Origin of the sequence: Moraxella bovis, from assembly GCF_002014975.1 — a bacterium.
GTDB classification, from domain to species: Bacteria; Pseudomonadota; Gammaproteobacteria; order Pseudomonadales; family Moraxellaceae; genus Moraxella; species Moraxella bovis.
The window spans coordinates 21,476-35,512 of record NZ_MUXV01000060.1; the positions used below are offsets into that span (position 1 = coordinate 21,476).

16 protein-coding genes are annotated in these 14,037 nt (G+C 44.6%); 7 read left to right on the top strand and 9 right to left on the bottom strand.

Annotated features, from left to right (window positions below; translation table 11 throughout):
* Positions 1-33 precede the first annotated feature (33 nt).
* From B0182_RS11860 to B0182_RS11880, 5 genes are all read right to left on the bottom strand, one after another.
* Positions 34-564, bottom strand: a complete 531-nt coding sequence (locus tag B0182_RS11860; RefSeq protein ID WP_078275127.1) for a tRNA (cytidine(34)-2'-O)-methyltransferase — start codon at positions 562-564, stop codon at positions 34-36.
* 21 nt (positions 565-585) lie between these two features.
* Positions 586-1,767: a radical SAM family heme chaperone HemW gene (gene hemW / locus B0182_RS11865; protein WP_115370022.1), complete on the bottom strand. Its 1,182-nt coding sequence runs from the start codon at positions 1,765-1,767 to the stop codon at positions 586-588.
* A 120-nt stretch (positions 1,768-1,887) separates the two neighbouring features.
* Positions 1,888-3,063, bottom strand: coding sequence for a DEAD/DEAH box helicase (locus tag B0182_RS11870; RefSeq protein WP_078275129.1), 1,176 nt, complete (start codon positions 3,061-3,063; stop codon positions 1,888-1,890).
* 141 nt (positions 3,064-3,204) lie between these two features.
* Complete coding sequence (locus B0182_RS11875) at positions 3,205-3,612, bottom strand: hypothetical protein (RefSeq protein ID WP_078275130.1); 408 nt, start codon at positions 3,610-3,612, stop codon at positions 3,205-3,207.
* 163 nt (positions 3,613-3,775) lie between these two features.
* Positions 3,776-3,988 (bottom strand): cold shock domain-containing protein, encoded by a 213-nt coding sequence (locus B0182_RS11880; protein WP_029102179.1) that lies wholly within the window; start codon positions 3,986-3,988, stop codon positions 3,776-3,778.
* A 226-nt stretch (positions 3,989-4,214) separates the two neighbouring features.
* On the opposite strand from B0182_RS11880, the gene aroQ reads away from it, so the two are divergent.
* The 4 genes from aroQ to nudC all read left to right on the top strand — a co-directional run bounded on the left by aroQ (position 4,215) and on the right by nudC (position 8,959).
* Positions 4,215-4,709 (top strand): type II 3-dehydroquinate dehydratase, encoded by a 495-nt coding sequence (gene aroQ, locus B0182_RS11885; protein ID WP_078275131.1) that lies wholly within the window; start codon positions 4,215-4,217, stop codon positions 4,707-4,709.
* Complete coding sequence (gene dnaQ / locus B0182_RS11890) at positions 4,706-6,301, top strand: DNA polymerase III subunit epsilon (RefSeq protein WP_078275132.1); 1,596 nt, start codon at positions 4,706-4,708, stop codon at positions 6,299-6,301. The genes aroQ and dnaQ overlap by 4 nt, the downstream gene beginning before the upstream one ends.
* Before the next feature lie 109 nt (positions 6,302-6,410).
* On the top strand, positions 6,411-8,096 hold the full coding sequence (locus B0182_RS11895) for a hypothetical protein (RefSeq protein ID WP_078275133.1): 1,686 nt from the start codon (positions 6,411-6,413) through the stop codon (positions 8,094-8,096).
* Positions 8,093-8,959, top strand: coding sequence for an NAD(+) diphosphatase (nudC, locus tag B0182_RS11900; RefSeq protein ID WP_078275134.1), 867 nt, complete (start codon positions 8,093-8,095; stop codon positions 8,957-8,959). Before B0182_RS11895 ends, nudC begins: the two co-directional genes overlap by 4 nt.
* A gap of 190 nt (positions 8,960-9,149) precedes the next feature.
* Here nudC and leuA read toward each other — a convergent pair whose 3' ends face one another.
* Entirely contained in the window at positions 9,150-10,880 is a 1,731-nt protein-coding gene (gene leuA / locus B0182_RS11905) for a 2-isopropylmalate synthase (protein ID WP_078275142.1), read from the bottom strand.
* Between the two features lie 205 nt (positions 10,881-11,085).
* Between leuA and B0182_RS11910 the strand changes: the two genes are divergently transcribed.
* Positions 11,086-11,550 (top strand): Lrp/AsnC family transcriptional regulator, encoded by a 465-nt coding sequence (locus tag B0182_RS11910; RefSeq protein ID WP_078275135.1) that lies wholly within the window; start codon positions 11,086-11,088, stop codon positions 11,548-11,550.
* A 6-nt stretch (positions 11,551-11,556) separates the two neighbouring features.
* Here the strand turns inward: B0182_RS11910 and B0182_RS11915 are convergent, their stop codons facing one another.
* A complete protein-coding gene (locus tag B0182_RS11915; RefSeq protein WP_029102174.1) occupies positions 11,557-11,943 on the bottom strand; it encodes a helix-turn-helix domain-containing protein in 387 nt (128 codons plus the stop codon).
* 122 nt (positions 11,944-12,065) lie between these two features.
* On the opposite strand from B0182_RS11915, the gene B0182_RS11920 reads away from it, so the two are divergent.
* Positions 12,066-12,275 (top strand): hypothetical protein, encoded by a 210-nt coding sequence (locus B0182_RS11920; RefSeq protein ID WP_078275136.1) that lies wholly within the window; start codon positions 12,066-12,068, stop codon positions 12,273-12,275.
* 5 nt (positions 12,276-12,280) lie between these two features.
* On the top strand, positions 12,281-12,919 hold the full coding sequence (locus B0182_RS11925) for a hypothetical protein (RefSeq protein ID WP_078275137.1): 639 nt from the start codon (positions 12,281-12,283) through the stop codon (positions 12,917-12,919).
* A 253-nt stretch (positions 12,920-13,172) separates the two neighbouring features.
* Here B0182_RS11925 and B0182_RS11935 read toward each other — a convergent pair whose 3' ends face one another.
* Positions 13,173-13,784, bottom strand: coding sequence for a manganese efflux pump MntP (locus B0182_RS11935; RefSeq protein WP_078275139.1), 612 nt, complete (start codon positions 13,782-13,784; stop codon positions 13,173-13,175).
* Positions 13,785-13,817: 33 nt separating this feature from the next.
* A partial coding sequence (locus B0182_RS14055) for a hypothetical protein (protein WP_211271648.1) occupies positions 13,818-14,037 on the bottom strand: 220 nt, incomplete at its 5' end.

Genomic DNA, 14,037 nt, shown 5'->3' on the forward strand with positions numbered 1-14,037 from the left:
TTTTAAAAATTATTCAAATAACAAACCAAACCATCACTCAGGACGGCTAGACAGACGATGATAGCCCACGCTCTCACCAACATCACCGACAAAACCAAGCTGTCGCCACACTTCATACAGACAAATCGCCACGCTGTTAGACAGGTTAAGACTGCGAGAATCAGGGAGCATGGGCAATCTTAGCCAGTTATTCGCCCCAATGTCATCACGCACAAAAGACGGCAAACCGTCTGTCTCTGAGCCGAACACCAGTGCCACCGAGCTGTTACCAACTTTAAAATCATAGTTATAAAACGGACGGCTAAACTTGGTCGTCATCGCCACGACCGTATCCACGCCCACGCTTACCAAATAAGCACGGCACGTCTGCCAGTCATCATGTACTTGCATGTTGGCATATTCATGATAGTCAAGACCCGCCCGTCTTAGCTTTTTATCATCAAGCTCAAAGGCCAAGGGCTTGATAAGGTGCAATTTTGCCCCTGTATTGGCACACAGACGAATGGCATTGCCGGTATTGTTGGGGATTTTGGGGGTGTAGAGAACGATATGAATTTGTTTCATGGCTGTATTTCGTTGTTATTTTTATAAAAAAGCCCGAACCAAATGATTGACGTATTTAAAGCCCATCTTGGTCGGGGCGATGATGTCAGGGTGAAACACCATCAGCCCTTGATGTTGCAGGGGTAAAAGCTCATTATCAATCGTGCTAATAAGTAGCCCCGTCCGCTCTTCAAAGGTGCGAGTCGTCGTGCCATCTGCCAAACGCAGGGCATTCATCATAAATTCAAAGGGCAGGCTTTCATCCGCTACCCGTTCAAAGCCTACCATCTTTGGGGCGTTATCATAATTTAGATAGTCTTTGGGCAGGCGAGATTTGGCATAACGATAAATGCCATCTGGATAATCATCATGTCCATGCAGTGTTACTTTGCCATGCCCACCTGCCCCAATGGCAAGATAGTCGCCAAACTGCCAATAATTGACATTATGACGACACGGCTCATCATCACGCCCGACCCATGCCGACACTTCATAATTGGCAAAACCTGCTTGCAAAAGTCGCTCTCGCCCTGCATTCTCTATGCGTTCTAGCTCATCATCACAGGGCAGGTCGGGCGGACTGCGATAAAAGGCGGTGTTCGGCTCAATGGTTAGCTGATACCATGAGATGTGCGTTGCCCCTGCCGATAATGCCATGTCAATGTCACGCACGGCAAGTGTGGCGGTCTGATTGGGCAAGCCATGCATTAGGTCGGCATTGATACGGGTAAAGCCTGCTTGTTTGGCGTTTTTGACGGCATTGACCGCTTCATCATGGCGATGTATTCGCCCCAATGTCGTCAACACCTCATCATCAAAGGACTGCACACCCACCGATAAGCGGTTGATACCCAGTGCCAAATAGTCGGCAAAAGGGGCGTGTTCTAGCGTGCTGGGGTTAGCTTCTAAGGTAATCTCAATATCATCGGCAAAAGGAAGCATCTCACGCAACCCCAAAAAAAGCACCCGATACTGCTCTATCGGCAACAGCGACGGTGTTCCCCCACCGATAAAGATACTCTGTATCGCACGCCCCCCTGTTAAGGCAACCTGCGAGCGAGCGTCAGCCAAAAGCGCCTTGACATAGTCGGCAAAGGGAGCAGACTCGGGCAAGGCGTGCGAGTTAAAATCACAATACAGGCATTTTTTGACACACCACGGAATGTGAATGTACAAAGACAATGGGATATTGGCAGGGTCAAGGATTAGGCTATGTTCGTTCATGGTTTTTTGTGGCGTGACACATGCCATGCCTTTTGTTGTTTTTATGATTGGTTGTTATGATTTTTGTGTTAAGTTGCCATACTATTTGGTATTGTATTTAGCCATCATATCAGCTCACGCCTAGTCTTGCACCAAATCATCAAATTGCAACAAACCAAACTTCATCCCCAAATGCTTCTCTAAGGCAGGCAGGTTAAAGGCGTCATCTTCGCCCACCAAGCTAACAGACACGCCCGATTGTCCTGCTCGCCCTGTGCGTCCGATACGATGAACATAATCATCAGGCAAATCAGGCAATGTGTAGTTAATGACATGGGTCACGTCATCCACATGTATGCCACGCCCTGCCACGTCGGTCGCCACCAGTACGTTTACTTCGCCATCTTTAAAGCGTTTTAGGTAACGCTCTCGCTTGGCTTGGGCAACATCTCCTGAGAGCATGGTCACGTCCACATGCTTGCGTAGGTTGTCATACAGGCGTTTAACTTGGTCTTTGCGATTGGCAAAGACAATGGCTTTTTTGACATCATCACTGCCAAGCAACTGCTTTAATGCCGTCAGTTTTTGGCGGTCGGTCAATAGATAAAAACGCTGTTCAATGTTCTTATTGGTACGACTCTCGGGGGCGATTTCCACAAAAGTCGGCTGATACAGCCAGCGATACGCCAAATTCATGACGTCGGTGTTAAACGTTGCTGAGAACAGTAAACTTTGGCGGTGCGTATTGGCAGGCATTTTGTTGATGAGTCGCTTGACATCAGGAATAAACCCCATGTCCAGCATGCGGTCGGCTTCATCTAACACCAACACTTCCACACGGTCAAGAAACAGCACGCCCTTTTGCACCCAGTCAATAATCCGCCCCGGTGTGCCAATCAAAATATCCATCGGGCGACGGTTTATCTCATTTGCTTGCTTGTCATAATCCGCCCCACCAGTCATGCACAAAGCATACAACCCACTGTATTTGACGAGCTCTCGGCAGTCGCTATAAATCTGCTGTGCCAGCTCTCGGGTCGGTGCTAGGATTAACGACCGTGGCTCACCCAAATAACGTGTCTCATCATCACCAAACGGGCGAGAAAGCAGACTTTGGATGATGGTAATTAAAAACGTGGCGGTCTTGCCCGTGCCTGTCTGTGCCTGCCCAATGGCGTCTTGTCCTGCTAGGGTATGGGGCAAGATTTGGGCTTGAACGGGCGTGAGAGTCTCAAAACCCAAAGCCGATACTGCCTTTTGGATGGGTTCTGCTAGGGGTAAGTCACGAAACGTGCTAAATTGCTCGGTCAAGGGCATGTCCTTTTAAGCTAAATGGGCGAATATTGTTTGGTGTTTTTACCAAATGTTTGTCAAGTTTTTATCAATGATATTTTTAAAAATGATAAAAATCAAAAGTGATTGGCAACATTTATGTTTTTATCTTTTGATATTTTTAAATCATCCATCCAAATCATTGAAACAGGCATTAAGTGAGCCTTCCACGGCTTGCTGAACAAACCGCTCTTTGTCAGCTTTGTCATCATAAACAGGCATTTTATAAATGATGTTCAAGCCGTTTTGCCATGTCTCGTCGATGAATGACACCATGTCTTTTTTGGAAAAACCTTTTTCCACTTTTTTTAGGGCTTTATCAAGGTTTTTCTTGGCTTTGTCTTTGCTGACGCCATTTTGATGGTCGATAGCGATGTCATAAACGCCTTTACTGGCAAGCATGCAAATCCCTGCTACCTCTTCGATTCTGGCTGATTCATCCGCTGATAAGGTCACTGCCGAATGAGCCGTACCGCCAACACCAAGCAACGCTAGGATACCAAGTGTATGGATAAGTTTGTTTGGCTTTTGCATAATCACGCCTTTATAAAAGAATCAATTTTATATTTTATCATAACTTATCATAACAGGCAAAACCCAATTTAAAAGCCTAATTTTAAAAGCTAATATTAAAGCCCAGTTTTAAAACCTTATAAAAAAACCCACCCCCAAGGGCAGGTTTTGCGTGATTTAAACATCACATTAATTTGGTGACTTCTTCGGCTTGCAATCCTTTATCGCCTTCGGTCACGACAAATTCCACCATTTCACCTTCTCTTAGTGAGCGATAGCCGTCACCGACAATGGAACGAAAATGCACAAACACATCTTCGCCAGTGGCACGCTGGATAAAGCCAAAACCTTTGGCATTGTTAAACCATTTAACCTGACCTTGTTCACGAGCAGACATAACACTTCCTTAAAAATACCACATTGTAACACTTACAATGATACAAATAACCAAATAAGCCTACGCACTACGCAGTTATCGTAAACTCGTGCCTAAATATAGCACACTTTTAAAGGGCTGTAAACGCATGTAACCAAACATTAACAAAAAATTTACACCCCACTACCTTTAAAAATTTGTTAAAATAATCAGTATTTAGCATAAACACACATAGACATCAGCACTCATGAATCAAACCACCCCCCTAAACCGTAAATTATTAGTGCTAAACGGTGCCAATCTGCACTTATTGGGCAAGCGTGAACCGCACATTTATGGCACGACCACCTTACAAGACATCATTCACCGCCTATCCACCACCGCTCATCAGCACGGTATCCAACTTGACCATTTTCAGTCCAACCACGAAGGCAACATCGTGGACATCATTGGTAGCCAAGGCGTATTGGCGGACGACCACGACAAATTTGATGGGGTCATCATCAATCCAGCCGCCTTTACCCACACGTCCGTTGCCATTCGTGATGCTTTGCTTGCCAGTGGCAAACCCTTTATTGAAGTGCATTTATCCAATGTCCATGCTCGTGAACCGTTTCGCAGTCATTCGTATTTTTCGGATAAGGCGGTGGGCGTGATTTGTGGGCTTGGCGACATGGGTTATGACATGGCATTGGCATGGTTTTTAAAAAATTTATATAAAACAAACGGCGTACACTCATGACCATCATCGCTTATACTGACGGGGCGTGCAAAGGCAACGGCAAGGCAGGGGCATCCGCTGGCGGATTTGGCACGCACATCATCTATCCTACAGGCGACGTGCTAAACATTTGGGGCGGTGAGAGCGACACCACCAATAATCGCATGGAACTCATGGGGGCAATCACCGCCCTAGAACGCACGCCTGCCGATACGCCAATACAGATTTGGACGGACTCGGGCTATGTCAAAAACGGCATTACCCAGTGGATTAACGGCTGGAAAGCCAAAGGCTGGAAAAAAGCGGACGGCAAAGCAGTACTCAACCAAGACCTATGGATACGTCTAGATAACGCCTGCCAACGTCGCACCATTGATTGGCAGTGGATAAAAGGACATGCAGGACATGTCGGTAATGAGATGGCGGATAAACTTGCCAATGATGGCGTTACTGGCAGTGGCGAGTTGTTTATCAGTCACGCCCCGACAAATAACCCTGCAAACGACAAGACAGACAGCAAAACCAATACCGAGCCAAACACCATATCAAAAGAGACAGACGAGATAACCACAATGAACGAGACCACCAACCACGCCCTTGATGACAATAATTTTCATAGCACTGATTTTCATGACAATGCCGTTTATGAGAGCGACTTGGGCGATGACATGAGTTATTATGCCGACATGGCAAACATGGTCGCAGATGATGAATTCGGCCCCACCAACCCAATGGCAGATGTGGGAGCGGATGTTAATGACAGCGAACCAATCAGCCAAACCCAAAATAAAATCCCCAGCAAAAAATCCAAGAAAAAAACACCGCCTGCCCCCATGCAAGTGGTTCGCCACAACCACCAAAACCCTGACTATGACGGACGCACCGATGAGATCCGTGAGCCGTTTTGGGCGGTACTGCCCGACCCCATTCATCGTGGGGCGTCAGAACGTCAGCTGATTATGGATACGGAGACGACAGGCATTGACCCTGCCACGGGCGACCGCATCGTTGAGATTGGCATTGTTGAGATGGTCAAACGTAAGCCAACTGGGGTTCAGTTACATGTGTACCTAAATCCTGACAGGGAGATGGATGATGAAGTCATTGGCGTTCACGGCATTCACAATGAATTTTTGGTAGACAAGCCCCGATTTGCCGATGTCGCCCCTTATGTCTATGAGTTTATGAAAGGGGCGGAAATCATCGCTCATAACGCCCAGTTTGATATGAAATTTTTATCGCATGAGTTTGACAAAGTGGGCATGACCGACTTTGCCGATGTCGTGGAAGTCATCGACTCACTCATGCTTGCCCGCAAAATGTACGCAGGGCAAAAGAACAATTTGGACGCCCTTGCCAAACGCCTAGATGTCGGTCAAGACATTGACCGTTCCTACCACGGAGCATTAAAGGACTCGCAGATTTTACTTGAAGTCTATCTTGCCATGACCAGCGGACAGATTGCCATGAGCATGGAAGAAGAAGGGGTGAGCCAAGATGACAACAGGGGCGAGATTAGTTTTAGTGATTTAAGTGCCTTATCCGCCCAATTGATTCGCTCAAAAGATGACTTCTCTGCCGATGGGGCATGGCGCAAGAGCGTACTCAAATAACAATTTATCCGATATTTGCCCTATTTAGCATAATTTTACTTGCCAAGTTTCGCCAAACATGGTTAAATGTAGCGATTATTAATGCGTGCTGTAAAACAACAGGATTATCATGACTCAATCAGCCAAAACCGCCACCAATTTTGATTTATCATCACTTCATATTTTGCGTAATGAAATCGGCTCTGTGCTAAAAGACGCCGAAGTGCATTTGCGTGAGTTTTATGATGACCCTGACCAAGCCCCCCTGCTGTTAGACTCAGCAAATAACCTATCACAGTTATCTGCCATTTTTGAATTGATTGCCTTTAACGGAGCAGGACTGCTTGCCGAAAATCTATCAGCAAGTTATACCCTGTTGCATGGTAATGCCGATGGCGATGAAGATGAAAATGAGATTCTGATGACAGACATCTCAGAAGCCATCATGCTACTAGACCGTTATGTTGAATTTGTCTTATTAAAAGAAACGCCCGAACCTGCCTTGCTACTACCCATCATCAATAAACTGGGCGGACATTTGGGACATGCTGTCATCGAATCCACCACCCTAAACCAAAACATTAACAGCGTCATCATCGCCGACCCCCAAGCAAACTACGCTTCTCTTAGCACGCTTGGACTCAATGTCAGAGCCTTAACCCAAGCCTATCGTGCAGGCCTATCTGTCATCCTTGAAAATAAAGACGGCGTCATCTCTGATGATGAACGCCAAAAATTAGATGGTATGACCAAAGCCTGTGCTTTGATTGCCCAGCATTCTGATACTCTATTTTGGCAATCGGCAAAAACCATTACCCAAAACATCGCCAACGACCTGCCGCTAAGCCACGCCAAAAAGCGTATCTTGGTTTATCTAGAACAGCAATTTTCTGACTATTTGCCGATTGAGGACCGTCGTTTTGCCGAGATGGTCAGCTTTGCTTGCAACAAAAACAAAGAATTTGCCACCCTTGCCAATCAAAAGTACGCTCTAAACCGAGTAAGCGACACCAAGTTTAGCGAAATGCAACGTTTCTTATTCGGGCCCAACCGTGAAATCACCGACACACTCAACGACTTGATTCAAGAGCAAATAGAAGCCATCAAACAAAAAGTAGATAAATTCGTGCGTACCTCTAACGGCATGGGTGAGATTGGCGATATGGTCAGCATTGATGACATCAAAACCGAGCTTAATAGCTTATCCCAGACCATGACCTTGTTAGAGCTTGCCGACGCTAGCCAAGCATTAACAGCAGCCTCAGCACAAGTGAGCGGATGGCAAAATCCCACCCTAGAAGACTTGGATACTTTTTTAGATAAGTTATTGGTCGCTGAAAATTCTGCCATCTTCCTTGCTAAGAGCCACACCCCTGGGGCGGTTAAATTACCCCTGCACAACCGTGAAATCTCACTACATCAGCTCGATACTTCTTATGAGACTTTGGTTAAAGAAGCACGTAGCAACCTAACTGCAGCAACTTTGGCATTAACTGACTATATCACAGATAGTAACCGTGACATCATGAATCTGCAAAACACACCTGAGATGATTCGCCAAGTGGCAGGAGCGGCAGCGTTCCTACGCCTATCTGTCGCCTCAGCTCAGCTATACCTGCTGGCTCGTCGCTTAGAAAACGGACTGCTTGATAAAGTTAAAACTTCCCCCGACAGCGAGCTGATTCGCATCAGTAACGCTTGGGCAGATGTCTTGGTGGCGGCAGACTTTGAATTTGAAAACTTTGAAGAAAACCGTCCTACCAATGAACAAAGCATTCTCATCAGCCAAAATAGCTTAAATCAGCTCGTGGCATGAAGCATCAAAGCATCAACACAGTAGACACACAGTCATCGGCTACCCATGCAATATGGGTCGTTGATGGCGATCGTGTTTTTTGTCGTGATGGCAAGCCTTATGCATTTTATCATACTGAGATAAGCATAGATGGCTTAGATAGCTTGGATGATGGTTTGGATGACACACTAGGCGTGGTTGAACTACTACATTTTGGAGATGATGGCAGACGGGTATTTGCCATTGATTATGAAAAGATGACTAAGCCACATTCTCTCGATGGCGAATTTATCGCTTATCGCCATGCCGTTGCCGTAACCGACGGCCACACCGCCCATGAAATCTCGGCAGGCATTCAGCTGTTATTATGGCAAAAGGGCAATCAATTCTGTGGCTATTGTGGCACCAAAACAGTAAGTCGCCACAAAGAAAATGCCATGACATGTCCTACCTGCCATCAGCATTTTTATCCCAAGATACAGCCTTGTGTCATCATCGCCATCACTCGTCCCTGCCCTGTGACGGGTCAGCCTCAAATCCTGTTGGCACAACATCATCGCCATCAGGCAACAGGCATGTATGGACTTATCGCTGGATTTATGGAAGTGGGCGAGAGTGCCGAGATGACCATTCATCGTGAAATACTAGAAGAGACCGGCATTTGCGTGGATAACATTCAATACATCAAAAGCCAAGCCTGGCCATATCCAACCAATCTCATGCTTGGCTTTTGTGTCACCTATAAGTCGGGAAATATCGTCATCGATGAAGATGAGCTGTCCCATGCTCAGTTCTTTGGTAAAGATGACTTGCCACTAATTCCCAAGCAAGGGACAATTGCTTACGATCTGATCAATCAAGCATTAGGGCTAAATGAATGCTAGTGCATGCCTATCATTGATGACATCTTAACACTATTGATTTACCTTACCTTTAGATGTATTTATAATAAAAAATTGCAATTTACCCTTATGAGCTATTGTGCTTGAATAAGTCACAATTCATTCTCACGCCCCATATTGAAAAAAACAAAGAGCGAATATTCTCGCCCTTTTTATCATTAGATTACAACAATTACCACGCCTGCGACAATGCCGACAGCACGCCTTTTAACATCGACGATACGGTACTGCTACACACGCCAATGCCCGAATACACTTTGCCGTCAATATTTAACTGAACGTATGATGCCGCCGCTGAGTTGGTTTGGTTGTCGCCAAACTCGTCATCAAGCAGGCTCTCGGTCGCCTTGGCGTTAATGGCGTGTTCGGAGTAATTGGTAACGTGGATATCCTTACCTGTCGCCTTAACGAGACCGCCAATGAATGCCGACAATGCCCCATTGCCCTGCCCGATGATTTCTAGCACATCGGATGGCGTGGCGATTTGCCCGTTAAATGACACATCTCCGCCCTTGTTGTTAATCTGATAATCGCTTAATTTAAAGGTCTCTTGGGTCAGATAAGTCTTGGTAAAGATGTCAAGGAGCTCATCTGTTTTTAGCTCACGAGCCAAACTCTCGGCTTGGTTCTGCACCACTTTAGCAAAATCAATCTGCGTCCAACGTGGCAAATCAAAGCCATAATGACGCTGTAAGATATACGCCGCCCCGCCCTTACCCGACTGGCTATTGATACGCACCACGTCTTGATAACTGCGTCCAATATGCACAGGGTCAATCGGTAAGTATGCCACGTCCCAATGCTGTTCGGTTTCGGGGTGTTTTTCGTTATAGTCAAGCGACTTTTTAATGGCATCTTGGTGCGAACCGCTAAATGCCGTGAACACAAGCTCACCGACATAGGCATGGCGTGGGTGTACAGGCAGATTGGTGCAGTCGGTAGCCACTTGCACAATCTCACTCACCTGAGACAAATCAAGCTCAGGGTCCACCCCTTGTGTGTACAGGTTCATCGCCATGGTCAAAATATCCATGTTGCCCGTACGCTCGCCATTACCCAACAATGTGCCTTCCACACGGTCAGCCCCTGCCATCACGCCAAGCTCACTTGCCGCCACGCCACAGCCACGGTCGTTGTGCGTATGTAGACTCACAATCACGTCTTTACGGCTTGGCAAATGACGACAAAAATACTCAATCTGGTCGGCATATAGATTGGGCGTGGACGCTTCTACCGTTGCAGGTAGGTTCAAAATCACTTTTTGACCGTCTTGGGGTCGCCACACATCGCACACCGCTTGGCACACTTCTACGGCAAAATCGGTCTCGGTCTGGCTAAAACTCTCAGGGCTGTACTGAAAAATCCACTCGGTCTCAGGATAACGTTTGGCAATATCTCTTAGCAAAGTCGCCCCACCCACCGCAATCGCCTTAATGCCGTCCTTGTCAAGCTGATATACCTTATCACGTTGCACTCTTGATGTGCTGTTATAAACGTGAACAATGGCACGTTTTGCCCCTTTTAGGCTCTCAAAGGTACGCTCAATCAAATGCTCACGAGCCTGTACAAGCACCTGCAAAGTAACATCATCAGGCACATGACCGCCTTCAATAAGTAAGCGTGTAAAGTCAAATTCCACTTGGGCGGCAGACGGAAAACCAATCTCAATCTCTTTAAACCCAACTGCCACGAGCAACTTAAAAAAGCGTAATTTTTGCTCAATGGTCATGGGGTCAATCAAGGCTTGGTTGCCGTCTCGCAAATCCACGCTCGCCCAAATTGGGGCTTTTTCTATGCGTTTGTCGCACCAAGTGCGGTCGGGCAGGTTTGGGGCAAATTCAAAGGGGCGATATTTGGTAAAATCAAACGCAGGATTTTTTGGGGTGATTTTGGGTGTTGGCATGATAAGCTCACTTAGTAAAGTTTGGGCGACTGATTCGCCTCCTACACGTCCTATAATAATAAAGGTTTTTGAGATGATATTATCATACCAAAATTTTGCACTAATTTTTACCAATTTTACAAAAATTTTTGGCATATTTTAGCCATATTTACCAAAAAATAATGAATTTATGGTAAAATCCGCCAAATTTTGATAATTTCTCAACATGAACGCCATTAGCCTAGACCCCATTGACCACAAAATCCTAAAACTACTCACGGACAACGCTCGCCTTGCTGTTGCCGACATCTGTGAGCAGGTCAATCTGTCCGCCACGCCTGTCATTCGCCGAATTAAACGGCTTGAAGACATGGGTGTTATCACAGGCTATCACGCTCATACGTCCGCACGCTCACTGGGTAACACATTGTCCGTCTTTGTGGCAGTCAGCATGGATAAGCACACCGCCGAACGCTTTGGCGAATTTGAAAATCACATCAAAACCTTTGATGAAGTGGTGTCATGCAGCCTTGTTACAGGGCGGTCGGAAGATTATCTCTTAAAGGTCGTGGTGCGTGATATGAGCCATTATGAAGAGTTTTTACTCCATAGACTAAGCAAAATTGACGGGGTCAGTCAGCTTCATACCAGTTTTGAGTTACGGGAAGTGTTTAGTCGGGGGGCGGTATAAATTTGATTACTCACCTTTTAAAGTCTTAATAAAATCGTTTAGCATTTGTATTTGACGTTCCTTTTCACTTAATAATAAATCTTTTTGCTCAATAATAGCATTAAGTTTTTCTATTTCAGCAACCAAAGATATAGGATTATTATTGTAATAATTTGCTTTATTGTTATCACTATTTTCATTCATCATGACAAAAATACCTTTATCTGATAACAACTCAGCAATATCAATGTTAAATATTTGAGCGATTTGTTCTAATTTATCCAATTTAAGTTTTGTTTCTCCACGCTCAATCTTAGCATAACCATTAGCAGACATATGTAGTTGCTCCGCCATTTTTTCTTGCGACCAATCTAAATTTTCACGCAATTCACGAATTTTTTCATGAGTTTTCATGGTATTACCTACAAAATGGAGTATTATCACAACAAACTGGTTAGACACCTAACCGATTTGTGTGTGGTTTTGGGAATTAAATTTGACTAGAATTATTGTACCATAAAAATTTTGGAAATGATATGGCAGATATATTAATTTCAAATAGTGCAGTAGAAAAACGGCGAACAGCAAGAAAAAACATCTCTGTTGCGGTTATTGTACTTATTTTATCGTTAATTCTTATATCAATAGGAAAAATATTTGCATTAGCTGGCTTTTTTGGTGTATTTTACACCATTTATAAAGGCTTTTTTAAAGGCATATTATGCCTTTGGATTTATAAGGAGTAATATCCATGTTTAAACTCAATATAAAAACAACCACCCTTTCAATGATTTTTGCCGTAAGTAGCATAATGTTGTTCGGCTGTGAACAGAAATCAACATACACTCCAGACCATCTTGCACCAAAATTTCAAGGATTAACACCACATCCATTTATACCAAGTGGTTGGCATTGCACCCAAAAACTCATAGAAAATGGTGAAGTTGTTGGCGAAATCGTTGGATTTTATAACTTTTATGCAGACACAGAGTCTGCAAACAACAGTACAAACAGTATAAACTACACGTCAATATCCAAGGCAAATAATGAAGGCATTGCATTCATTTATAAAAGCACAGGTAATTTATCTTACGACCATCAAGAACTTTCAATCAATGGAAACCAAAAAGACTTTCTACTCACAGAGAAAACATTAGAAACTCTTGATGAATTACCTGATGATACAAAAGAATTAGTTTTACAACTATTCTCATCAGGTGATTTAAATAGCGAACCAATTATATTACAAGTTACAAATAAAGATACAGGGTATTTTAGTGCAGAAAACAATGATATTAAACTAACCTGCCAAACAGATGAGAATATTGGTATTTTCTTTAAAGACACTATTGATGAAAATCATCGCTTGGTGGCAGAATTAGAACAATAACCAATACCCAAAAACTGCAACATTAAAACGAAAAGGTAAAATTTATGAACAAGATATTTTGGTTCTCTTTGTCATTTTTACTAATATCAAATACTAGCTATGCAGGTGCCGACATAAGCAGGCTTCCAGCATGGCTACAGTATCCACTTTTGGCATTAAGTGGATTATTTTGGATCTTTGGACTATATCTACTCGTTAGCGAAGTAGTTAAAAAACAGAAAAATAAAAAGCAATCAGATGATTAATGGGTAACTCAACCATGCTCCGCCAAGTGTATCCCCAAAATAAACACGCCAATGCCAATTAGCACCACCCCGCCCACGCCCATGGCATAATTCCCAAAGCTCGCCCCCAAGCGGTTGCCAAGATACAGTCCACCTGTCGCCATAATGGTCGTGGCAAACCCTATCAGTACGCACGCCAAAACGATGTTCACGTCCAAGAACGCCAGCGACACGCCCACCACCACCGAATCAATGCTTGTAGCAATGGCGGTGATGAACATTAGGGCGATGTTTGAAATACTTGTCTGTTCTTGCTTATCCTGTTGCTCGGCTTGTTGTTCATTGGTTTGCTTATCTGCTTGTTCATCATAACACACCGCTCCACAGATAAACCGTACGCCCAACGCCCCAAGCAATCCAAAGGCAACCCAATGATCAAAGGTTTGCACCCAACTCTCAGTAGCCTTACCCAAGCAATAACCGATAAACGGAGCCAACCCTTCCACCACCCCAAAGAACAGCCCGCCCTGCACTGCCTGCCATAGGCGTGGGCGTTGCTCGCTTGCCCCTTTTGCCACTGCCACCGCAAAGGCATCCATTGCCATGCCAAAGGACAGGGTGGTAAGTGTGAATATGTTCATAATTTATCCAATCTTAGCATATCAAAGCCAGTCCTACTCATAATCCACCATATCAAAAAACGAATATCGCCCATAACCACCTACATCAGCCACCGAATGCGATAAATAGCGAGTATGTTGGTGAGTGGCTAACAAATGGACATACCAATTGATTGTCGTGGATATATCTTTGGCTTTTTGTTTATAATCTGATGACAACATGGGAAATAGGTAGTAATCCAAAAAGTATGCTATAACAAAAACTAAAAAGACA